This window comes from Campylobacter concisus, from assembly GCF_002092855.1.
Taxonomy (GTDB): Bacteria; Campylobacterota; Campylobacteria; order Campylobacterales; family Campylobacteraceae; genus Campylobacter_A; species Campylobacter_A concisus_AI.
The window spans coordinates 382,238-406,500 of sequence record NZ_LVLC01000001.1 but is presented as its reverse complement, the minus strand read 5'-3'; the positions used below and the strand labels follow the sequence as shown (position 1 = coordinate 406,500).

Genomic DNA, 24,263 nt, shown 5'->3' with positions numbered 1-24,263 from the left:
AGAGAGGGCAAAGGCTCTCTCTTTTTTAAATTTTAGATGCCTTGTTAAAAGGCTATACTTTTCTTTCAAAATTACCACGAGGTAGATGCAATGTTAAATAGCTTATACTCAGGAAATCGTCTTAGAGTTGACTTCTCTAATGTCGTTAAAGAGATAGACGTTCCGAACCTACTACAACTACAAAAAAAGAGCTTTGATAATTTTTTAAATCTAAATAACAATCAAACTGAAAGCGGTATCGAAAAAGTTTTTAAGTCGATTTTCCCTATACATGATCCGCAAAATCGTTTGACTTTAGAGTATGTTGGCTCAGAAATTGGAAAACCAAAATATACGATCAGAGAGTGTATAGAAAGAGGTCTTACATACTCTGTAAATTTAAAGATGAAAATACGTCTTATCGTTCATGAGAAAGATGATAAGACAGGTGATAAAGTCGGTGTTAAAGATATAAAAGAACAAGAAATTTTTATACGCGAAATTCCACTAATGACTGATAGAATTTCATTTATTATAAATGGTGTTGAGCGCGTTGTTGTAAATCAACTCCACAGAAGTCCAGGTGTTATTTTTAAACAAGAAGAGAGCGCGACTGTTGCAAATAAATTAATTTATACAGCTCAAATAATACCTGATCGTGGCTCTTGGCTACATTTCGAATATGACACAAAAGATATTTTATATGTTAGGATAAATAAACGTAGAAAAGTGCCAGTAACTATATTATTTAGGGCGCTTGGATATAAAAAGCAAGACATCATTAAGTTGTTTTATCCAATACAAAATTTAATTATTAAAAATAACAAATTCTTAACTCTTTTTAATCCTGAAGATTATTTGGGAAGAGTTGAATATGATATAAAAAACGAAGATGGAGAAATTCTTCACCAAGCGGGCAAGCGTCTTACTAAGAAAAAAGCTGACAAGTTGATCGAGGATGGAGTAAAATTTGTTGAATACCCAGTTGAAGCACTTATTGGTAGATATTTGGCAAACCCTGTAATAAATACAGAGAGTGGAGAAATTTTATATGATACACTATCTGCTCTTGACGAGAATAAACTTGCAAAGATTTTAGCTGAGTATGAAAGTATTGAGATTATAAATAACTCTGCTGCTGGTGTTGATGATGCGATTATAAATTCTTTCATAGCTGACAACGATATGCTTAAGGTTTTAAAACAAACTGAGGGCGTGGATGACGAAAATGATCTTGCGGCTATTAGAATTTATAAGGTCATGAGACCAGGAGAGCCAGTCGTTAAAGAGGCTGCAAAGAGTTTTGTAAATGATATGCTATTTAACCCTGAGAGATACGATTTAACAAAAGTTGGTCGTATGAAAATGAATCATAAGCTCTCTCTTGATGTGCCAGAATACGTTACTTTACTAACAAGCGAAGATATCATAAAAACTGCGAAATATCTTATAAAAGTTAAAAACGGACAAGGTCACATTGATGACCGAGATCACCTTGGCAACCGCCGTATAAGGTCAATCGGTGAGCTACTTGCTAGCGAACTTCACCTCGGTTTTGTAAAGATGCAAAAGGCAATCCGCGACAAATTTACAAGCTTAAGTAATAATACCGAAGAAATTATGCCATACGATCTCATTAACCCAAAAATGATTACTGCAACAATTATGGAATTTTTCACAGGTGGACAGTTAAGCCAGTTTATGGATCAGACAAACCCACTTAGCGAAGTTACTCACAAGCGCCGTCTATCTGCGCTTGGCGAGGGTGGCTTAGTAAAAGAGCGTGCTGGCTTCGAGGTGCGTGACGTTCACCCAACCCACTACGGCAGAATTTGTCCGGTTGAGACTCCAGAAGGTCAAAATATTGGTCTTATCAATACGCTTTCAACCTATGCAAAAGTGAATGATCTTGGCTTTGTTGAAGCGCCTTACAAAAAAGTTGTAGATGGCAAAGTGACTGATGAGATAGTTTACTTAACCGCAACTCAAGAAGAGGGCAATGTTATAGCTCCGGCATCAACTAAACTTGATGAAAATGGACACATTGTTGAGGACTTGATTGAGGTTAGAAAAGATGGCGAGATGATGCTTGCCCGTAGAGAAGATGTTGCTTTGATCGACCTTTGTTCTGGTATGATAGCTGGTGTTGCGGCTTCACTTATTCCATTCCTAGAGCATGATGATGCTAACCGTGCTCTCATGGGCTCAAACATGCAACGTCAGGCAGTCCCACTACTTCGCTCAACTGCTCCTATTGTTGGAACAGGTATGGAGAGCGTTATCGCAAGAGATGCATGGGAAAGTGTAAAAGCAAGACGTAGTGGTGTGGTTGAAAAGGTTGATAATAAAAATATATTTATTTTAGGCGAAGACGAAGCTGGTCCATATATCGATCACTACTCTTTGGAGAAAAATTTAAGAACAAACCAAAATACGACTTTTTCTCAACATCCGACAGTTAAAAAAGGTGATGAGATCGTTGCTGGTCAAATAATCGCTGACGGCCCAAGCATGGAAAAAGGCGAGCTAGCTATCGGTAAAAATGCACTAATTGCATTTATGCCTTGGAATGGCTACAACTACGAGGACGCGATCGTCATTAGCGAAAAAATGATACGTGAAGATGCTTTTACAAGTGTCCATATCTATGAAAAAGAGATCGAGGCTCGTGAGTTAAAAGACGGGGTTGAGGAGATAACAAAAGATATACCAAACGTCAAAGAAGAGGAGCTTATGCACCTTGATGAGAGTGGTATTGTCAAAATTGGTACAGAGATCAAGCCTGGCATGATCCTTGTTGGTAAAGTATCTCCAAAAGGCGAAGTTAAGCCAACTCCAGAAGAAAGATTGCTACGTGCGATTTTTGGTGAAAAGGCTGGTCACGTTGTAAATAAATCGCTCTACGCTTCAGCTTCGATGGAAGGCGTGGTTGTTGATGTTAAAATTTTCACCAAAAAAGGATATGAAAAAGATAGCAGAACGAACAAAGCTTACGAAGAAGAGAAGACTCTTTTAGAAAAAGAACATCATGATAGACTACTTATGCTAGACCGCGAAGAGATGCTAAAAGTTACAGCACTTCTTTCTAAAAATCCACTAGCAAGTGATCAAGAGGTAAATAAAAAAGAGTATAAGAAAGGCTCAAAGATCAATAAGGCTGATCTTGAAAATATAAATAGATTTACCCTAAATGCTATCGTTAAAAGCTTTTCAAAAGATATCCAAAAGAAATATGACGAGCTAAAGAATTACTTCCAAAATGAAAAGAAAAAGCTCAAAGAAGAGCACGATGCTAAGATAGAAATTTTAGAAAAAGATGACATTTTACCAAGCGGTGTTGTTAAACTTGTAAAAGTTTACATAGCTACAAAACGCAAACTAAAAGTCGGCGATAAGATGGCTGGACGTCACGGTAACAAAGGTATTGTTTCAAATATAGTAAGAGAAGTTGATATGCCGTATCTTCCAAGTGGTCAAATCGTAGACATCGTGTTAAACCCACTTGGTGTTCCAAGCCGTATGAATATTGGTCAAATTTTAGAGAGCCATCTTGGTCTTGTTGGTTACCGCTTGGGCGAACAAATCAATGAAATTTTTGAAACTAAAAAAGGCGAGTGGATAAAAGAGCTAAGAGCTAAGATGATAGAGATAGCAGGTGTTGCTAAGCTAATGGACGCTAAAAAAGCTCTTGGTAAGATGAGCGATGAGAAGCTTCTTGAATATGCAAAAGATTGGAGTAATGGCGTAAGATTTGCAACTCCGATTTTTGAAGGCGTTAAGGCTGACGAATTTGCAAAACTATTTGAGATGGCAAAGATAGATAGCGATGGTAAAACTGAGCTATACGATGGACGCACAGGCTCAAAGATAAGAGAACGTGTTAATGTTGGTTGTATGTATATGCTAAAACTTCACCACTTGGTTGATGAAAAAGTTCACGCAAGAAGCACTGGACCATATAGCCTTGTTACACAGCAACCTGTCGGCGGTAAGGCGCTATTTGGTGGTCAAAGGTTTGGTGAGATGGAGGTTTGGGCACTTGAGGCTTATGGTGCCGCTCATACACTAAGAGAGATGCTAACTGTAAAATCAGATGATGTTGAGGGAAGACTTTCTGCTTACAAAGCTTTAACAAGAGGTGAAAACGTTCCTGAGACTGGTATCCCTGAGACGTTCTTTGTTCTAACAAACGAGCTAAAATCACTAGCTCTTGATGTAGAAGTATATGATGAGGATGAGACAAATGAAACTAACTAATTTAAAACCAGTTGAGATAAAAGAAGAGCATAGACCTCGTGATTTTGAAGCTTTTCAACTTCGTTTAGCAAGTCCTGAGAAGATAAAATCTTGGAGTTATGGCGAAGTTAAAAAACCAGAAACTATCAACTACCGCACACTAAAACCTGAGCGTGACGGCTTGTTTTGTGCGAAAATTTTTGGACCGATCCGTGATTACGAGTGCCTTTGTGGCAAATATAAAAAGATGCGTTATAAAGGCATCAAGTGCGAAAAGTGCGGTGTTGAAGTAACAACATCTAAAGTTCGCCGCTCTCGCATGGGTCATATCGAGCTTGTAACTCCAGTGGCTCACATCTGGTATGTAAATTTCTTACCAAGCCGTATTGGTGCACTTCTTGGTATTAAGATGAAAGACCTTGAGCGTGTACTTTACTATGAGGCATACATTGTTGATAATGCTGGCGAAGCTTATTACGACAATGAAAATTCTAAAAAAGTTGAGAAATACGACGTTTTAAATGAAGAGCAATATCAAAGCCTAGCTTCAAGATACGAAGAGACTGGTTTTACAGCTAGAATGGGTGGCGAGGTCATCTATGACATGCTAGCTGAGCTTGATTTGATGGAAATTTTAAATCAGCTAAAAGAAGAGATGGAGTCTACAAATTCTGAGGCCAAGAAAAAGACTATCGTAAAACGCCTAAAAGTTATCGAGAGTTTTTTAAATTCAGGTAACCGCCCAGAGTGGATGATGATAACAAATTTACCAGTTCTTCCACCTGATCTTAGACCGCTAGTCAGCCTTGATGGTGGTAAATTTGCTGTTTCAGACGTAAATGACCTATATCGCCGTGTAATAAACAGAAATAGCCGTCTAAAACGTCTGCTTGAGCTTGATGCACCTGAGATCATTATTAGAAATGAAAAGAGAATGCTTCAAGAAGCTGTTGATGCGCTATTTGATAATGGCCGCAGAGCAAATGCAGTAAAAGGTGCAAATAAGCGCCCACTAAAATCACTAAGTGAGATCATCAAAGGTAAGCAAGGTCGCTTCCGTCAGAATTTGCTAGGTAAGCGTGTTGACTTCTCTGGACGTTCTGTTATCGTCGTTGGTCCAAAGCTAAAGATGGATCAGTGCGGTCTTCCAAAGAAAATGGCTCTAGAACTATTTAAGCCACATTTACTTGCTCGCCTTGAAGAAAAGGGCTATGCGACAACCGTTAAGCAAGCTAAAAAGATGATAGAAGATAAGACAAATGAGGTTTGGGAGTGCCTAGAAGAGGTCGTTAAAGACTATCCAGTTATGCTAAACCGTGCTCCAACACTTCACAAGCTTTCTATCCAGGCATTTCACCCAGTGCTTGTTGAGGGCAAGGCTATCCAACTTCACCCACTAGTTTGTGCGGCGTTCAACGCAGACTTTGACGGTGACCAAATGGCTGTTCATGTGCCACTATCACAAGAGGCTATCGCTGAGTGCAAAATTTTAATGCTTAGCTCAATGAACATCTTGCTTCCTGCAAGCGGTAAGGCTATCACAGTTCCTTCACAAGATATGGTTTTAGGAATTTACTATTTAAGCCTAGAGAGAAATGACGAAAAAGGCGCAAATAAAATTTTCTCAAGCGTTGATGAAGTAATGATCGCTGAAGAGGCTAATACTCTTGGTCTTCATGCTAAAATCAAGACTATGGTTGATAATAAGATCATCTTTACGACGGCTGGTCGCTTGATTTTAAGAGCTATACTTCCTGATTTTGTTCCTGAAAATATGTGGAATAAGATCATGAAGAAAAAAGACATTGCAAATTTGGTTGATTATGTTTATAGAAATGGCGGTCTTGAAGTAACGGCTGACTTTCTTGATAAGCTTAAAAATTTAGGCTTTAGATATGCGACAAAAGCAGGAATTTCTATTTCTATTGCTGATATCATCGTGCCAGATAGCAAGCAAAAATATATTGACGAAGCTAAGAAAAAAGTTCGCGAAATTCAAAAACAATACGGCGCTGGTCTTTTAACAGATAGTGAGAGATATAACAAGATCATTGATATCTGGACAGACACAAACAACAGCGTTGCAAGCGAGATGATGAAGCTTATCCAAAACGATAAAGGTGGATTTAACTCAATTTATATGATGGCGGACTCAGGTGCGAGAGGTAGTGCAGCACAAATTCGTCAGCTAGCTGGTATGCGTGGTCTTATGGCAAAACCTGACGGTTCGATCATTGAAACGCCGATCATTTCAAACTTCCGTGAAGGTCTAAATATAATGGAGTACTTTAACTCAACCCACGGAGCTAGAAAAGGTCTTGCAGATACAGCGCTAAAAACCGCCAACGCTGGTTACCTAACAAGGAAGCTAATCGACGTTGCTCAAAACGTTAAAGTCACAATGCACGACTGCGGTACGCACGAGGGCGTTGAGATCACAGACATCACAGAGAGTGGCGAGCTAATAGAGAGCCTTGAAGAAAGAGTATTAGGCCGTGTTTTAGCAGATGATGTGATCGATCCTATAACTAATGAAATTTTATTTAGCGAAGGCACATTACTTGATGAAGAAAAAGCTAGAGCTATAACAGAAGCTGGCATAAAATCAGTGAGCATTAGAACGCCTATTACGTGCAAGGCACCAAAAGGTGTTTGTGCAAAATGCTACGGCTTAAACTTGGGCGAGGGCAAACTTGTAAAACCAGGTGAAGCAGTTGGCATTATCTCAGCTCAGTCTATCGGTGAGCCAGGTACACAGCTAACGCTAAGAACATTCCACATCGGTGGTACGGCTTCTACTGAGCAACAAGATCGTCAAGTAATCGCCCAAAAAGAAGGTTTTATCAGATATTACAACCTTAATACTTATGATAACGGCGATAAGAAGATCGTTGCAAATAGAAGAAGCGCGGCTGTACTACTTGTTGAGCCAAAGATTAAATCAACGATTGACGGCAAAATAGAGATCGAATATGCCCACGAAGATGTAAATATCGTGATAAAAGGTAAAAAAGAAGAGGTTAAATATACAATTAGAAGAAATGATCTTGCTAAGCCAAATGAATTAGCTGGTGTTAGCGGAAAGATCGAAGGAAAGATGTATATACCTTATGTAAGTGGCGATAAAGTAAAAGAGAATGAAAGTATCGTTGAGATTATAAAAGAGGGTTGGAATATCCCAAATCGTATCCCATACGCTAGTGAACTTAAAATTTCAGACGGAGATCCGGTAACTCGTAAAATTTTAGCTGACGCAAATGGTGTAGTTAAATTTTTCATATTAAAAGGTGATTATCTTGATAGGGTTAAAGATATCAAAAAAGGTCACAAAGTAACTGAAAAAGGTTTCTTTGTAGTTGTTTCTGATAAAGATGGACGTGAGGCGGTTCGCCATTATATCCCAAGAAATTCTATCATCCAAGTTTCTGATAATGATGCAGTTGAGAGAGCGACAGTAGTTTCGTTACCTGAAAAAGATGATAAGTTGATTATTGCTGAGTGGGATCCATACTCAACTCCAACTATTGCTGAAGAAGCCGGTGTGGTTAGTTTTGAGGATATTGAGCCAGGATACAGCGCTACTGAGCAAGCAGATGAGGCGACTGGACAAAGACGTCTTGTTATCAACGAGTATTTGCCAAGCGGTGTAAAACCTGCGATTATTATCGCTACTAAAAAAGGAAATTTAATCAAGTATCCGCTTGATCCAAAAACTGCGATCTTTGTCTCAAGTGGCGATGAAGTAGCTCAGGCTGATATTTTGGCCAAGACCCCAAAAGCTGTTGCTAAGTCAAAAGATATTACCGGCGGTCTTCCAAGAGTTAGTGAGCTATTTGAAGCAAGACGCCCTAAAAATACAGCTATCGTTGCAGAGATTGATGGTGTGGTTAGATTTGATAAGCCACTTCGCTCAAAAGAGCGCATAATCATCCAAGCTGAAGATGGCACAACTGCTGAGTATTTGATCGAGAAAAGTCGTCAGATACAAGTAAGAGACGGGGAATTTGTCCATGCTGGCGAGAAACTAACTGATGGGCTAATCTCAAGCCACGATATTTTAAGAATTCTTGGCGAAAAAGCGCTTCATTATTATTTGATTAGCGAGATTCAACAAGTTTATCGTCGCCAAGGTGTTGCGATTGCAGATAAACATATCGAGATCATCGTCTCTCAAATGCTTCGCCAAGTCAAAATCGTCGATAGCGGAAATACAAATTTCATAGTTGGCGATATGGTTTCAAGAAATAAATTTAAAGAAGAGAATGAGCGCATCATGAACATGGGCGGTGAACCAGCTATTGCTGAGCCGATCCTATTAGGTGTTACAAGAGCGGCTATCGGAAGTGATAGTGTGATCTCTGCTGCATCGTTCCAAGAGACAACTAAGGTCTTAACAGAAGCATCGATTGCTGCTAAATTTGACTATCTTGAGGATCTAAAAGAGAACGTTATCCTTGGACGTATGATCCCAGTTGGAACTGGTTTTTATAAGGATAAAAAAGTAAAAATCAAAGAAAACTAATACTTCAAGCCCCTATTTTTGGGGCTTAACCTCTTTATAGAATTAAATCAATTAAAAATTTACAAGCTATTAATTATCACCTAATAAAATCCTTATCTTTAAATCACATCATGGAGAATTTATGAAAAACGTTGATCTTGGACTTTTATTTATACGTTTAGGACTTGGTATCTGCCTTTTTATGCATGGTTTTGGTAAAATTTTACATGGACTTAGTGGGGTAAAAGGTATATTAGTAAATGCTGGTTTACCTGGATTTTTGGCATATTTTTCTTACCTTGGAGAGGTCTTAGCGCCAATTATGTTAATTATTGGTTTTTATTCAAGGGTAGGCGCTATCCTAGTTTTAGGTACTAGTATTACTATTTTATACTCGTACTATGGATTTGCAAATTTATTTGCATTAAACGAGGTTAATGGATTTAAATCAGAGCTTATTTACCTTTATATTACTATTTCACTTTGTATTCTTTTGATAGGTAGTGGTAAATATGCTGTCAAGCAAGACTAATACAAAATAAAGACAGCAGAGTTTTTATAATATCAAGAATTAGATGAGTAAGTCTAACTTATTAACCGTTATTTAAGTTTATTTTAAATAAAATTAGGTCTTTTTAATAAATTTAGTTGAAAGGAATTATTGTGCCAACCATAAATCAATTGGTCAGAAAAGAACGCAAGAAAGTGACTGTTAAGTCAAAATCTCCAGCGTTAAAAGAGTGCCCTCAAAGAAGAGGAGTTTGCACTAGGGTTTATACTACAACTCCTAAAAAACCAAACTCAGCTTTGAGGAAAGTTGCCAAAGTCAGGCTAACAAGCGGTTTTGAAGTCATCAGCTATATCGGCGGTGAAGGTCATAACCTACAAGAACACAGTATCGTTTTAGTTCGCGGCGGTAGGGTTAAAGACTTACCAGGTGTTAAATATCACATCGTTCGTGGTGCACTTGATACTGCTGGTGTTGCAAAAAGAACAGTTTCTCGTTCTAAATATGGTGCTAAACGCCCTAAAGCTGGCGCTGCAGCTGCAACAAAAAAGTAAAAATTTAGGTTCGCAGACGTTGCTAAAATTTGCAAACGTTTGAGTAAAATTTCATAAAAATTTGAAGGAAAGATCAAAATGAGAAGAAGAAAAGCCCCTGTAAGGGAAGTCTTACCTGATCCGATTTACGGAAATAAAATAATAACTAAATTTATTAATTCTCTTATGTATGATGGCAAAAAAAGCGTCGCTACTGAGATAATGTATGGTGCTATTAAAGCCATAGAAAAGAAAAATGCTGAGGTTAAAGGCATCGACGTTTTTAACGATGCTATTGAAAATGTAAAACCTATTTTAGAAGTTAAATCACGCCGTGTTGGTGGTGCTACTTATCAAGTACCAGTTGAGGTTCGCCCAGCTCGCCAACAAGCTCTTGCTATCCGCTGGCTTATAACTTACGCTAGAAAAAGAAGCGAAAGAACTATGATAGATAAACTAGCGAATGAGCTCTTAGATGCGGCAAACTCAAAAGGTGCATCTTTCAAGAAGAAGGAAGATACTTACAAGATGGCAGAGGCTAATAAAGCATTTGCTCACTACCGCTGGTAAGAAAGAATTAGTATGGCAGAGAGAAAAACGCCTTTACATAAGGTAAGAAATATCGGTATTGCGGCTCACATTGATGCTGGAAAGACAACTACTAGTGAGAGAATTTTATTCTTTACTGGCATGAGCCATAAAATAGGTGAGGTTCATGATGGTGCTGCTACCATGGACTGGATGGAACAAGAAAAAGAGCGTGGTATTACTATTACTTCAGCTGCAACTACGGCATTTTGGAAGGGTTATCAAATAAACCTAATCGACACTCCGGGACACGTTGACTTTACTATCGAAGTTGAGCGTTCTATGCGTGTTCTTGACGGTGCTGTTTCAGTATTTTGTTCTGTTGGTGGTGTTCAACCGCAATCAGAAACTGTTTGGAGACAAGCAAATAAATATCACGTACCAAGAATCGTTTTTGTTAATAAAATGGATAGAATAGGTGCAAATTTCTTTAGAGTTGAAGAGCAGATTAGAGAAAGACTAAAAGCAAACCCAATACCTATTCAAATTCCTATAGGTGCTGAGGATAACTTTAGAGGTGTGGTTGACCTTGTAAGAATGAAAGCTTACGTTTGGAATGATGAGAAAAAGCCAACTGACTATGTTGAAGAAGAAATTCCAGCTGAAGTTAAAGATAAGGCAGAAGAATATCGTGCGAAATTAATCGAAGCAGTTTCTGAGACAGATGATAGCTTGATGGAGAAATTCTTTGCAGGTGAAGAACTAACTGAAGAAGAGATTAAAAAAGGTATAAAAGCAGGCTGCTTAAGAATGACTATCACGCCTATGCTTTGCGGAACTGCGTTTAAGAACAAAGGTATCCAACCTCTACTTGATGCTGTTGTTGATTATTTACCAGCTCCAGATGAGATCGCAGCGATAAATGGTGTTTATGAAGATGGCACTGAAGTAACTGTTGAAAGTACAGATGATGGCGAATTTGCCGCTCTTGCGTTTAAGATTATGACTGACCCATTTGTTGGACAGCTAACATTTATTCGTGTTTATAGAGGAAGCCTTGAAAGTGGTAGCTATGCTTACAACACAGTTCAAGACTGCAAAGAGAGAATCGGTCGCTTGCTAAAAATGCACTCAAATAAACGTGAAGAGATTACTGAGCTTTTTGCTGGTGAGATCGGTGCTGTTGTTGGTCTAAAAAATACTCTAACAGGTGATACTCTAGCTAGCGAGAAAGATAAAGTTATCCTTGAAAGAATGGACTTCCCTGAGCCAGTTATTAGTGTTGCAGTTGAACCAAAAACAAAGGCAGACCAGGAAAAAATGGCAATAGCACTTCAAAAACTAGCTCAAGAAGATCCAAGTTTTAGAGTTAGTACAGACGAAGAGAGTGGTCAAACTATTATTAGCGGTATGGGTGAGCTTCACTTGGAGATCATAGTTGATCGTATGCTTCGTGAATTTAAGGTAGATGCTGAAGTTGGACAACCACAAGTTGCTTATCGCGAAACTATTCGTAAGACAGTTGAGCAGGAATATAAGTATGCTAAACAATCAGGCGGTCGTGGTCAATATGGTCACGTATTTTTACGTATTGAGCCGCTCCCAGCTGCTAGTGGATTTGAGTTTATTAATGATATCAAAGGTGGTGTTGTTCCAAAAGAATATATTCCAGCTGTTGAAAAAGGTTGTAAAGAGGCACTTCAAAGTGGTGTTCTTGCTGGTTATCCAGTCGAAGATGTTAAAGTTACACTATTTGATGGTAGCTACCATGAAGTTGACTCGTCTGAAATGGCATTTAAACTTGCTGCTTCAATGGGCTTTAAGGAAGGTGCTAGAAAAGCAGGTGCTGTTATTCTTGAGCCTATGATGAAGGTTGAAGTAGAAACTCCAGAAGAGTATATGGGTGATGTTATAGGCGACCTTAATAAACGCCGTGGCCAAGTAAATTCAATGGATGATAGAAATGGTGTGAAGATCATTGCAGCTTATTGTCCATTAGCTCAAATGTTTGGCTATTCAACAGATCTTCGCTCAATGACTCAAGGCCGTGCAACTTATTCAATGGAATTTGATCACTACGAAGAAGTTCCTAAAAACGTAAGCGATGAGATCATTAAAAAGAGAAATGGCTAATTAACCAAAGAAGGGCAGAGTAATCTGTCCTTCAAAAATTATTTATTATGATAAAATCTATCTACAAAATATATGAATTGTCCTCATAGCTCAGCTGGATAGAGCGTAGAATTCCTAATTCTAAGGCCACAGGTTCAAACCCTGTTGGGGACACCATCCATCATGCAATCATTTTTGTAAAATACAAAGTGCTCAAACAAGTGTTTTTAAAATATACTAAAACGTATAATAAGATATAGCAATTTATAAAAATGCTCTTATGCTGATCAGCAAATAGAGTAAAAGAGAAAATACAAAGAATGGACTTTATAAAAAAGATTATAAGTTATATGCAAACAAGATCACTAATATCAAAGAAAATTTTATAAAAAGCGTAATGGTAAATGACTATATTTTCATCAATCTAGTCGGTTTATCTATATATGCATTCGTAGTGGGTTTAGCTTTTTTATCAACGCGTTATATTATTAATTTTTATCTAAACTAATAAATTTTATCAACAAAAATTTTTATATATTTAATAATCCGTGCTAATATTTCAAAAATTTATTTAAGGAGAGTAGATGAAAAAAATTTTACTTTTAGGAGCTGTTTGTTGTATGTTGTCAGCTGATGTTAAAACTGTTAATATAAGCCCAGATGAGATAAAAAAATATGATCAGATTATCGATATAAGAACTCCATCTGAGTGGCAAGAGACTGGCGTTATCGCAGGTGCAAAGACTATAACTTTTAATCCAAACGATAAGAGTGCATTTTTAGAGGAGCTTTCAAAGGCAGTTGATATCAAAAAACCTATTGCTCTTGTTTGCAGAAGTGGCAGAAGAAGCACAGCAGCAGCCGCAGCGATAGATAGCTCGGATCTTAAGATAATAAATTTAGATGGAGGTATGAGTAGCTTGATCGAGCAAGGCTATAAAACTACGCCTTATAAAAAATAGATAAATTTTTGTGATCCTACATTGACTACAAGATAATTTTATTTTGTAGTCAAATTTTATATTAAATAATAAAATTTATTATTTAATTAACCACTGATTAACTCTAACTATATATAATTTCATCATATTTATAATAAAGAAGGAGACAAAATGTCAAAAGTTATTTTACAATTAAATGTTATTCAGGCTGATGCAAATGCACTTTATATTAAATTTCACGATCTTCACTGGAATGTAAAAGGTATTCAATTTTTTAGCGTTCATGAATACACAGAAAAAGCTTACGAAGATATGAGTGAGATATTTGACGATGCAGCAGAAAGGGCTCTTATGCTTGGTGGCAGACCTATCGTCAAGGCTGAGGAGCTAGCAAAAGTTACTCATATCAAACACGAGCCAAAAGAAATTTACACTCCAACTGAGGTTTTAGAGATTGTCTTGGCTGATTATAAACACCTTTTGGGCGAGTTTAAAAAGCTTGACGAACTTGCAGAAGGCGATACAACAACTCAAATGTATGCACAAGATCAAATCGCAAAATTTGAAAAAGCGATCTGGATGCTAAACGCAACACTTAGCAAATAACTACTAGCGGGAGTTTTCCCGCTCTATCTAAATAAATTCTACTTTTTGGCGATATTGATTTTATAAATTTTAAGGAGCCAAAATGAAAATTTCTCAAATCGCAAACTCATATAATAGTTCAAACCTAAAAGAAAATATAAAATCAGAAATTTCACTTCATAAAGATGAAAAGGATATCTCTAAAAAAGAGTCTGAAATTACAAATTTAACAGCCAAAGACATTTCAAATAGCTATTTTTTCCAGTATCAAAAAGAGATTGTTAAAAGTAGTAGTTCAAATTTATTAGCTCAAGGTGGCTTAAGCTTTAATGCGCCTAAAAATTTATTAGAAATTTTATCAGGCCTTGATCTTGCAAATATCGGCTATAATGGTAAATCTTTAAACGAGCTAACTAGTGACGAGGCAAATGATCTTATTAGTGAGAATGGATTTTTTGGTATCGCAAATACGGCTGAGAGGATAGCTAGCTTTGTGCTAAATGGTGCAGGTGATGACGTGGAAAAACTAAAAGCCGGTATAGAGGGTGTGGCAAAGGGTTTTGAGGATGCGAAGAAAATTTGGGGAGGCGAGCTTCCTGAAATTTCACAAAAGACTATTGAAAAGACCCTTGAGACACTTGATAAAAAGATCGCCGAGCTTGGCGGTAACGTTTTAAATGTTTCAGCTTAACTATTTTAGGCAGGCTCGCCTAAGATAAATTTGTATGATTGTGTATATAAATTTAGATACGAGCCTTTAATTTCCCACAAAATTTATTTAATCTTAAAAGTTATACTTCGCCGTTTTACAATAAGGAGAAGAGATGAAAGCTAAAATTTTACTTCCACTGGCAACTACTATCATGTTTTTGGGTTGCTCATTTTTTGAAGACAATCCACCAGTGCGAAAACAGCCAAGACAGGTCATGCAAAATACACCAGCAAAAAGCTTGATCAAAGGTTTTATAAAAGAGGTTACTTATAAAGATTCAAAATACTGCTATGAAATAGTGGCGAGCGATACAAAAAATCACAAACTCAATAAAGCAAATTTTTGTGCAAATAGATACTATTATGATAAAGGTGACTTGGTCTATGCGACCTTTTATGCAGATAAACTTATAGATATGCTTCTTATAAAAGAGGGCGGCTCTAGTGGCTTATATAATGGTATAAAAAAGCCACAAAATGAAGTGATTATTAAAAGAAAAAATGTAAAAACAAATATAGAAGTGCCAAAAGAGGAAAAAATTTCTTTTTAATTACCGTTGATTTACTGCTTGCTTATATAATTTCAACAGCAATCAAAACTAGAACTCCTTTTAAGGGGCAAAGCAACAGCCCCTTTTTCTTTTTATTCCCTTTTCCAAAAATGCTGTTTTTGAGGTTAAAATTATCAAAAATATACTTTTTTGGTTAAAATCAGTAAACGATTGGTAACAAAAATTAAAAATTTTATGATTTTTTAAGCTTTAAATTAAAATTTATAGATTATAATCGTTGTCACAAAACCTTAAAAGGAGAAAAAATGAAACTAACAAAAATTAGTTTAGCCACTTTGGTTGCTTTAGGTGCATTTTCAAGCGTAGCAAGTGCTACCCCACTTGAAGAAGCTATAAAAAATGTAGATCTTTCAGGATTTGCAAGATATAGATATACAAATACTCACAATAAAGATACAGAGCAAAGTGATGTTGCAAAAAAAAGCAAAGCTAATCATCAATTTAGAATGGTTACAAACTTTAAAGCCGCTATTGATGATAACTTTTTTGGTGTTATTGGTTTAAGATATAACTCTGTTGATGGCTCAGGCGATAACGCTAAAACAGATAATACAGATGGTACAGATAAAACAGATACAACAAAGACATTTAATGTTCACCAATTCTATCTTGGTTATAAAGCTGGAAATACTACTATCACAGCCGGTAAGCAAGCTATTGGTTCATACTTTACTGATGATGCAGTTGGTACAGGTGTAAGAATAGTAAATAAAGATATCGAAGGTCTTACGCTTACAGCTTTAGCGTTTGATGCTATCTCTAGTGAATGGGCTGATGGTAATTTATATGCAGAAGCAGATCCTAAAAAACCAAAATTAAAAGCTACCAGTCTTTTAAACAGCTATGATGTTGGTAACCTATATGCAGCTGGTATTGCTGGTTCATATGATCCTATCAATTTCCAACTATGGTATGCTAGCCTTACAAACTTAGCTGACGTACTTGCAGCTGATGTTTCAGCAAATTTTGCTATTAATAATGATATTTCTTTAGGTGCAAGACTTAACTATGTAAATAGTTCAGCGGATAGAGAAGCAAAAGGGTATTTAACTTCAGAAAATGGTGCTAAATACAATGATGGTAATTTCTATGCTGGTGAACTTTCAACATCACTATTTGGTCTTGATCTAGCTGCTGGTTATATTGGCTGGAAAGTTCAAGATAAAGGTGTAACATCATTTAGTTTTGAAGATCAGGGTGCTCTTATTGATGCTGGTGAAGATGTATTTGATTGGACATTTACAGAAGGTAAAGGTAACTTCCTCTATGCAACAAGTGCTTATACATTTGATAAATTTACAGTTGGTTTAGACTATGTAAAAGGTACTCAAAAAGTATTTGGCGGTACTGGCAATCCAGACATAAAAGATAAAGTTGAAGAATTTGTTCCAAGATTTGCTTATCAATATAGCAAAAAGTTGAAATTTAGCTCTTTCTACTCTTTCCAAACACATAAATTACCTGATGATGTAAAAACAAAAGAAGATAAATTTAGATTTGAAGCTAAATACTCATTCTAATTCATAGCTCATTAATCAACTTATGATATAATCCCGGGTCGGAGCAATCTGATCCGGGATTTTTAAATTTAGAGCAAAATTTCAAGGAAAATTATGAAAAGTATTAAAATTTCTTTTTTGGCGTGTTTTTTGGTGGCAAATGCCTTTGCAGCTTCGCAGGTCTACTATATAGAAGCTCGTGGTGAGTTTGGTAAAGAACTTGCTGAAATGGCAAAAAAGCAGGCTAATGATAGAAATGAAAAAGTAAATGTCTATGTTGATGAAGATCCAAGACGTTATAAAGATAATAGAATTTTAAAATTAGGCGTTGATAGAAAGGGCAGATATAGTGTTTCTTTGGGTAAGGAGCTTTATGAAAAGCAATGTGCTAGCTGTCATGGCGAGAATGCTGATAAAAGGCCATTTGGTTCAACGCCTCTAAAAAATATAGATGCTAAGGATATTGAAGATAGCATCATCTCTTATAGAAGTGACTCAAGTTTCGGTGGAAGCGGTAAAAATGTAATGCAAAACCAAGCTAAAATTCTTTCAAATAATGACCTTGGTGCGATTCTTGCCTATCTAAAAGGCAAAGATGCATTTGCTGAACAAGACGCAAATGAAAACAAACCAGTCTCTACTCAAACAAAGCAAGGTAGTTATTTAAGATAATTTTCACTTTGATAGCTTTGTCATAATATAAATAAAAGGAAGCAGATGTTAAATCCAAAATCATTATTTTTAAGTATGGGCTCAGCTATCGTTTTGATGATAATCTTTGCCATGGCTAGCGGAGCCGCTACGATAATAGAAAGTAAAACTAGTACAGAAGCTGCATGGTACTATGTTTATGGTGCCAGCTGGTTTGCTATCATTCAACTACTGCTTGGTATAAATTTGACCTATAATATCTTTAGATATAACTTAATCGATCCAAAAAAACTCCCTTCGCTTACCTTTCACCTTGGTTTTATCGTTATCTTAATCGGTGCTGGTATAACAAGATATCTTGGCTTTGAGGCTGATATGCATATAAGAGAGAAAACTCAGTCAAATATCGTTACGACAAAAATATCCTATTTAAATTTAACCGCATTAAATGATAATGGAGAAGAGATAAACGCTGCTTTGCCGTTAGGACTTTCTGATGCAAAAAAAGGTTTTGATCTAAAGCTAAAAATAGCAGATAATGAAGCTAATTTAAAATTTAAAGAATTTGTGCCAAATGCAAGTTATAAGTTTGTGGATGATAAAAATGGGCAACCAGTAGTGGAATTTGTGGTTTCAAACGAGAGTGAAAGTGAAGAAATCTTCTTGTTAGAAGAAGAGGAAGCAAGAGTTGCAGATATTAGTTTTATCTTTAATGCTAAGCCAGATGAGAGTAAAAAATATGTACTTTTTAAATTAGTTGATGGAAATTTCACAGTTACTTCAAATACTGATCTTTCAAAATTTACAATGAGTGATAGCTCAAAAACAGAGTTAAAAGCTGGTAGTATAAATGATTTTGGCATAGGCAGTCTTTATACTATTTCAAATATAAATTTTGCTCCAAGATTAGTTTCAGCTCATGCCTCAAGGAAGCTAGTTAGTACAAATGATAGCGAATTTAACGCCTTGATAGCTGAATTAAATTATAAAGGCGAGAGTAAAGAGATGCATATTTTTTATAACCTAACAGAGCCTTCACGCTTGGCTGTGGCTGGACAAAAATTTAACGCTTCATGGGGCGCACAGCAAGTTAAACTTCCGTTTAGCTTATACTTAAAAGACTTTGAGCTTAAAAGATATCCTGGTTCAAATTCGCCTATGAGCTATTCAAGTGAAGTTATTGTAAAAGATGATACAAACATGTCGGGGCTTGACTATAAAATTTATATGAATCATGTGCTTGACTATGATGGCTATAGATTCTTCCAAAGTTCATACGATACAGATGAAAAAGGAACCATTCTCTCTGTAAATAAAGATCCAGGCAAGATACCAACTTACATTGGCTACTTTTTACTTGGACTTGGCTTTGTGTTAAATGTTGTAAATCCTGGTAGCCGCTTTAGAAAGCTAGCTAAGTTAATAGACAATGAATCAACAAAAGGTGGTAAAAAGGTTGTTGCTATCATTGCCATTATGCTTTTAAGTTTAAGTTTTAGCTCATTAAAGGCTGAAGACTTTTTGCCTAATATCAGCAAAGAGCACACACAAAAGCTTTCTAGACTTATTGTGCAAAGCTCAGATGGTAGAATGAAGCCATTTGACACTCTTAGTAAAGAAATTTTAAATAAAATACATAGAAGCGAGAACATAAATAGCCTAAACTCTAATCAAGCTATGCTTTCAATAATGGTAACGCCTGATTTTTGGCGAAATGAAAAAATTATCTCACTTGGACAAAGCAAGGAGCTAAAAAAAGAGCTTGGCATAGATGAAAATGCAAAGTATGCAAGTTTTAATGATTTTTTTAGAGCTACAAAAGATGGCGGAAGTGAATATAAACTCACAAAATTTGCTGAAATTGCTAATCGTAAGCATCCTGGATCACGCAATACATTTGATAAAGATGTGATAAAGATCGACGAGAGATTGAATGTTTTTTATATGATATTTATTGGTGAAATTTTTAAAATTTTTCCAAAGCAAGATGACCCATCAAACTCTTGGTATTCACCTGCTAGTGCAATGATGTATTTTCCGCCTAAGGAGGCCGATCTAGTCATTAATATGATGAGAGAGTATTTTGCAGCAGTTGATGCAGCAACAAAAGATAATGATTGGAGTAAGGCTGATGCCACACTTGATAAAATTTCAGCCTATCAGCAAAAGTACGGCTCTGCTGTAATGCCAAGTGAAGAAAAGATAAATATAGAAATTTTGTTTAATAAAATTCAAATTTTTGAACGATTGACGCCGGTTTATCTTTTGGCTGGCCTTGCACTTTTATTTTTTGTTTTTATCAAAATGCTAGCTCCAAAGGTCCAGATAAATGGTATTGTAAAGATTGTGTATATTATAAATTTACTAGCTTTTTTTGCTCACACTGTCGGACTTGGACTTCGTTGGTACATTGCTGAGCATGCGCCTTGGAGTAACGCTTATGAATCGATGGTCTATATCGCTTGGGCTTTAGGATTTTCTGGTATCGTCTTTGCAAAACGTAGCCCTATCGCCCTTGCTCTTACGTCTATATTGGCTGGCGTTACATTGTTTGTTGCGCACCTTAGCTGGATGGATCCGCAGATCACTACACTTGTGCCTGTACTTCAAAGCTACTGGCTAACAATACATGTCTCTGTCATTACTGCAAGTTATGGATTTTTAGGGCTTTGCGCGTTACTTGGTGGCTTTACACTATTGCTTATCATTTTGCAAAATAAGAAAAAGCCAAATCCAGAAATTTCTCGTAATATTCTTGAAGCTACTCGTATAAATGAGATGGCTATGATACTAGGACTTAGCTTGCTTACTCTTGGAAATTTCCTAGGCGGTGTCTGGGCGAACGAGAGTTGGGGTAGATATTGGGGCTGGGACAGCAAGGAGACTTGGGCATTAGTTTCGATACTTGTTTATGCCGCAGTTCTTCATATAAGATTTATTCCAAAGCTAAATAACCAGTATGCATTTGCAGTGGCTTCATTCTTTGCTTATTGGTCGATTATTATGACTTATTTTGGCGTAAATTTTTATTTAGCTGGTATGCACTCGTATGCAGCTGGCGATCCATTGCCAGTGCCTGATTTTGTCTGGATTAGTATCGTGATAATGGTGCTTATGAGTATTTTGGCATTTACAAAGCGATCACTTTGCTCAAGGCTTTAGATGCTAATAAAAGGTCTAATAGTTTTCTTTATTGTATTGCTATTAATTGCAATTTGTGCGTTAATCTATTTACTTTTAAGAAATAGAGATTATAGCGCCGAAATAAAGGAGCTTGCATTAGAAAAAGAAGAGATAACAATCGAAAAACTTGAAAAGCTTGCTGGTGATAATAGTTTAAGTAAAAACGAGCTTTTCGAACTTATTCAAATCTTTGTAGGAAATTTTAGTATACCAGCTAAAAATAACCAAGTCATGCCAAAAGAGGCAAATAACTATATAAATTTTATAATTTTAATCTGCTCTCATAAAAATTCTGATGCAAAGCTCATCAGTTTTTTAGACAAAGAAGCTAAAAAGAAAAATCCAAGCTATATTGTCGAGATAGAAGAGAGTGAGAAAATCGGCATAGAAAATCGCAAAAATCGTAGATAAATTTATTTAAAAAAGTGTAGTTAAATATCTTAAAATTAAATTTGGTATAAAAATGAGTTCTTATGATTTTGATTCTATGTACGTGATATTTCTTATTTTATTTTTAATCGTATTGCCTATATTTTTGATAATTCCTGCAGGTAGATATAATATAAAGGTTTATACGAGTAAATTTGATCTAATTGGACTTCATCTAATTTTTCCAATCATTATATTGCCTACTTTGGTAGGTACTTTTATTTTTGTTTGCAGCTTTTTAAATATTTCAGATTATGCTGGTTTAAGCTTTGTATTCTATGCTTTTTTGATTCTAATGATAGCTTATGTAATTTATGGTTTTTATGCTTGTATCAAATATAATCACGGCTTTTTTCATTGCATTGTAGCGCTTTTTTTAAGATTTAATTATGTTACCCCGCTTATTTATCTGCTCTTTTTAGGTGGAAAAAACTACAAAGATGACAAAGAGATAACTTCTAAAAATATTAAGGGCTTAAATCTTTTTGATCAGTTTAGATTTTCTATTTATAATTTAATTGCTATTAGAAGCTAAAAGTATTTTAAGAGCATTAAAGACTTTGCGATTAGAGAAATTTATTAAAATCAATAAAAATAAAAAAATTTTTAAATTTAGCTTTTGCTTGGTTTTTATATCTTTCTCGTTTTTAAAATTTTAGTCCAAAGCAGGCTTTTGTTTTGTCTTATCGTTTTTAAGTTTATCTTTTTTGGCTTCAAACTCAGCTATTACATTTGCATCAGGAAATAAATATCCATCCTCAACCATCAGATCAACTGCTTTTTTAAACATAGGCAACGCACTTTGAGCACCGAAGTAGTAGTAAGGTCTTTTAGGATCCCTTGCTAGAACGCCTATTGTGTAGCTATTGCCTCTTGTGTCATTTACAAAGCCAAAAAATGAGCCATTGTAGGTATTGCTGTATCCACCACTACCTGAGGCAATGTGTGCAGTTCCAGTCTTGCCACCTATCTCAAGTCCTGGCGTAAAGGCTTTTAGTCCAGTACCTTTCTCAACCGTTTTTATTAAAATTCTCTTCATTATCTTTGCGGTTTCTTGTGATATAACTTGAGCTGGCTCGGACTTTGGCAAATCGTATCTTTTCCCATTTCTCTCTAAGTAGGCAACCATGTGAGGAGTAACTTCAATGCCTTTATTGTTAAATGTATTATAGGCTTTTAAAAGCTGCATAAATGTAGCTTGCAAGCCGTATCCGTAGCTCACAGTCGCCTTATATGTCGATGAGTTTAGCTTTGTAACTGTTGGCATCATACCTACTTGCTCGTAAGGTAGATCTATGCCTGTTTTTCTTGAAAAGCCAAAATTTAAAAGTCCTTGATAAATTTGTGGCCCATTTAAACGCTCAACAAGCTGAATCATGCCGATGTTTGAACTGTGCACGATTATATCTTCAGCGCTCATAAAAGGCTCTGGATGGGTATCTTTGATTATCCTTTTGCCAAGTTGGTATCGGCCATTATAGGTATTTACAAGCTCGAATGGATTTACTTTCTTCTCTTGAAGTAAGATAGAAAATATAAATGGTTTAAAAACCGAGCCAACTTCATAAGCATATTCGCTAACGGTAGAGTTTAGAGCGCTATAATCTTGCTTTCTTATATTCGAAGGATCATATCTTGAGCTAGAGGCTAGGGCTAAAATTTCTCCATTTTTGCTATTCATTATGCATATAACTAACTCTTTTGCATCTAGAAATTCACGCTTTTCATCTAAAATTTGCTCTAGTTTGGTTTGAAATTTAAGCGGTATAGAAAGCACCGCATTGTAGCCATCTACTCTTGTTGCTAAATTTGAGTCACTTGTTAAAATGATATTGTTTCCAATATCGCGAGGCCCTAAAATTTTTGCATTTTGTATCGGAGCTAAATAATCTTCATAATATCTCTCAAGGCCTTTTACGCCTTTACTCTTTGTAAGTGCGTCACTTTCAGTTTTACTCACGTAGCCAATAGCTGGTGTGAGGGCGTCTTTTGAAATAAATTTACGATTTTGGCCGCTCTCCATTACTCTCATGCCCTGAAATGAAGCAAGACCTGTTTTTGGATCAAGATATGAAACCAAAATGCTCTTGCGATTCAGCTTTCTTGAGAGCTCTTGAAGGTATGTAGCACCCTTTGCATCAATACTATATGAGAGTGTAACGATACCTTTTGTGTCATTTATAATCTTTCTTACTTTGTTTGGATCGTCGCCGCTGTAAAGCGAATATAGTTTGATAAACATCTCTTTTTTATTAGGATCAATATTTCTAGTGTCAAGCATTACTTTGTAGAGTTTTTGACTTGAAGAGATGCTAAAGCCATCTTTTGTGATTATATTACCACGAATTGCTGTGTTTATATCGCTTGTTTGAAGTCTAGGAAGCTTTCGCTCGATACTTGCTCTATAAAATATGACAAGCACAAATATTGAAATTCCAAAAGTAATTAATAAAAAAAGTATGGTTATTTTTGATTTTCTGGAATTCATTAATGACTTAAATTTGTGTTCTAGAAATTTCTTTATAAGCGCTTAGTGCTTTGTTGCGAATTTCTAGCATAAGCTTCATGCTAGTCTCTGCTTTACCTATCGCAATAGCAGCTTGGTGAAGATCTTTTACCTCGCCAGTCGCAAGATCGGCTATGGCTTTATCTGCGTTGATTTGCACTTTATTTAGCTCTTTTAAAGAGTCGTTTAGAGCATTTTCAAAGCCGCCTTCTTCGCCTGCTTTCGCTATTTTATTTGAATTTTCGTTTTTATTTATTTTGTCTAAATTTATACTATTTATCATTATGCTTGTCCTGAAATAAGTGATATCGCACTTTGTGCTATTGTCTTTGCGTTTTGAAATGACGCTACATTTGCTTGATAGGCCCTTGTTGCCTCGAGCAAGTCAGCCATCTCGATGACTGGGTTTATATTTGGAAATGCGACGTAGCCATTTGCATTTGCGTCTGGGTGGCTTGGGTCGTATTTTAGTTGAAAGTCTTTGTCATCACGCACCACTTTATCTACGATCACGCTAGTTAGGGCAGGGTGAGCGTTTTTAGGTGAGCTTGGATCATCGAGTGGATTTTCATACTCGAGCAGACTTTGTGAGTTTTTAAGCTGATCGTTTAAAATTTTATCAAAATTCATCTCTTTAAAGATGATCTCTTGTCTTCTGTAAGGACCACCCTCAGCCGTTCTTGTGGTTTGAGCGTTTGCTATGTTTGAGCTGATGACATTCATCCTGAAGCGTTGTGCGCTTAGTCCGTATCCGCTAATATCAAAATCATTTAAGTATGACATCATCTC

18 protein-coding genes and 1 tRNA gene are annotated in these 24,263 nt (G+C 36.1%); 16 read left to right on the top strand and 3 right to left on the bottom strand.

Going from position 1 to position 24,263, the window contains the following annotated elements; all coding sequences use genetic code 11:
• Positions 1–90: 90 nt before the first annotated feature.
• The 16 genes from rpoB (at position 91) to A3223_RS01930 (ending at position 21,503) form a co-directional block, all read left to right on the top strand.
• A complete protein-coding gene (gene rpoB / locus A3223_RS02005; RefSeq protein ID WP_084108350.1) occupies positions 91–4,236 on the top strand; it encodes a DNA-directed RNA polymerase subunit beta in 4,146 nt (1,381 codons plus the stop codon).
• Positions 4,223–8,737: a DNA-directed RNA polymerase subunit beta' gene (gene rpoC, locus A3223_RS02000; RefSeq protein ID WP_021091033.1), complete on the top strand. Its 4,515-nt coding sequence runs from the start codon at positions 4,223–4,225 to the stop codon at positions 8,735–8,737. Before rpoB ends, rpoC begins: the two co-directional genes overlap by 14 nt.
• Positions 8,738–8,858: 121 nt before the next feature.
• Positions 8,859–9,248 carry a DoxX family protein gene (locus A3223_RS01995; protein WP_084108347.1) on the top strand — a complete coding sequence of 130 codons (390 nt, stop codon included), beginning with the start codon at positions 8,859–8,861 and terminating at the stop codon, positions 9,246–9,248.
• Between the two features lie 131 nt (positions 9,249–9,379).
• The gene (gene rpsL / locus A3223_RS01990; protein WP_021090705.1) at positions 9,380–9,778 is read left to right on the top strand and encodes a 30S ribosomal protein S12; all 399 of its coding nucleotides are present in this window, start codon (positions 9,380–9,382) and stop codon (positions 9,776–9,778) included.
• Positions 9,779–9,856: 78 nt separating this feature from the next.
• On the top strand, positions 9,857–10,327 hold the full coding sequence (rpsG, locus tag A3223_RS01985; RefSeq protein WP_021090980.1) for a 30S ribosomal protein S7: 471 nt from the start codon (positions 9,857–9,859) through the stop codon (positions 10,325–10,327).
• A 12-nt stretch (positions 10,328–10,339) separates the two neighbouring features.
• Positions 10,340–12,418, top strand: coding sequence for an elongation factor G (gene fusA / locus A3223_RS01980; protein WP_084108344.1), 2,079 nt, complete (start codon positions 10,340–10,342; stop codon positions 12,416–12,418).
• A 79-nt stretch (positions 12,419–12,497) separates the two neighbouring features.
• Positions 12,498–12,574 (top strand) — tRNA-Arg (locus A3223_RS01975).
• 407 nt (positions 12,575–12,981) lie between these two features.
• Positions 12,982–13,359 carry a rhodanese-like domain-containing protein gene (locus A3223_RS01970; RefSeq protein WP_021090898.1) on the top strand — a complete coding sequence of 126 codons (378 nt, stop codon included), beginning with the start codon at positions 12,982–12,984 and terminating at the stop codon, positions 13,357–13,359.
• A gap of 150 nt (positions 13,360–13,509) precedes the next feature.
• On the top strand, positions 13,510–13,944 hold the full coding sequence (locus A3223_RS01965) for a Dps family protein (protein WP_021090517.1): 435 nt from the start codon (positions 13,510–13,512) through the stop codon (positions 13,942–13,944).
• 82 nt (positions 13,945–14,026) lie between these two features.
• Positions 14,027–14,614: a hydrogenase-4 component G gene (locus A3223_RS01960; RefSeq protein ID WP_084108341.1), complete on the top strand. Its 588-nt coding sequence runs from the start codon at positions 14,027–14,029 to the stop codon at positions 14,612–14,614.
• Positions 14,615–14,747: 133 nt separating this feature from the next.
• The gene (locus tag A3223_RS01955) at positions 14,748–15,185 is read left to right on the top strand and encodes a hypothetical protein (protein WP_084108338.1); all 438 of its coding nucleotides are present in this window, start codon (positions 14,748–14,750) and stop codon (positions 15,183–15,185) included.
• 266 nt (positions 15,186–15,451) lie between these two features.
• Positions 15,452–16,726, top strand: a complete 1,275-nt coding sequence (locus tag A3223_RS01950) for a major outer membrane protein (protein WP_084108335.1) — start codon at positions 15,452–15,454, stop codon at positions 16,724–16,726.
• A gap of 93 nt (positions 16,727–16,819) precedes the next feature.
• Positions 16,820–17,377, top strand: a complete 558-nt coding sequence (locus A3223_RS01945; protein ID WP_084040670.1) for a c-type cytochrome — start codon at positions 16,820–16,822, stop codon at positions 17,375–17,377.
• A 45-nt stretch (positions 17,378–17,422) separates the two neighbouring features.
• Complete coding sequence (gene ccsA, locus A3223_RS01940) at positions 17,423–20,518, top strand: cytochrome c biogenesis protein CcsA (RefSeq protein ID WP_084108332.1); 3,096 nt, start codon at positions 17,423–17,425, stop codon at positions 20,516–20,518.
• Positions 20,519–20,950 (top strand): fatty-acid--CoA ligase, encoded by a 432-nt coding sequence (locus tag A3223_RS01935; RefSeq protein WP_084108329.1) that lies wholly within the window; start codon positions 20,519–20,521, stop codon positions 20,948–20,950.
• Positions 20,951–21,002: 52 nt separating this feature from the next.
• Positions 21,003–21,503 carry a hypothetical protein gene (locus A3223_RS01930; RefSeq protein WP_084108326.1) on the top strand — a complete coding sequence of 167 codons (501 nt, stop codon included), beginning with the start codon at positions 21,003–21,005 and terminating at the stop codon, positions 21,501–21,503.
• A gap of 120 nt (positions 21,504–21,623) precedes the next feature.
• Here A3223_RS01930 and A3223_RS01925 read toward each other — a convergent pair whose 3' ends face one another.
• Genes A3223_RS01925 through flgC form a run of 3 tightly spaced genes read right to left on the bottom strand, consistent with a single transcriptional unit; the run spans position 21,624 to position 24,257 of the window.
• Positions 21,624–23,456, bottom strand: a complete 1,833-nt coding sequence (locus A3223_RS01925; RefSeq protein ID WP_084108323.1) for a peptidoglycan D,D-transpeptidase FtsI family protein — start codon at positions 23,454–23,456, stop codon at positions 21,624–21,626.
• Between the two features lie 7 nt (positions 23,457–23,463).
• The gene (gene fliE, locus A3223_RS01920; RefSeq protein ID WP_021090507.1) at positions 23,464–23,757 is read right to left on the bottom strand and encodes a flagellar hook-basal body complex protein FliE; all 294 of its coding nucleotides are present in this window, start codon (positions 23,755–23,757) and stop codon (positions 23,464–23,466) included.
• Positions 23,757–24,257, bottom strand: coding sequence for a flagellar basal body rod protein FlgC (gene flgC, locus A3223_RS01915; RefSeq protein WP_084108320.1), 501 nt, complete (start codon positions 24,255–24,257; stop codon positions 23,757–23,759). The genes fliE and flgC overlap by 1 nt, the downstream gene beginning before the upstream one ends.
• Between the last annotated feature and the right edge of the window lie 6 nt (positions 24,258–24,263).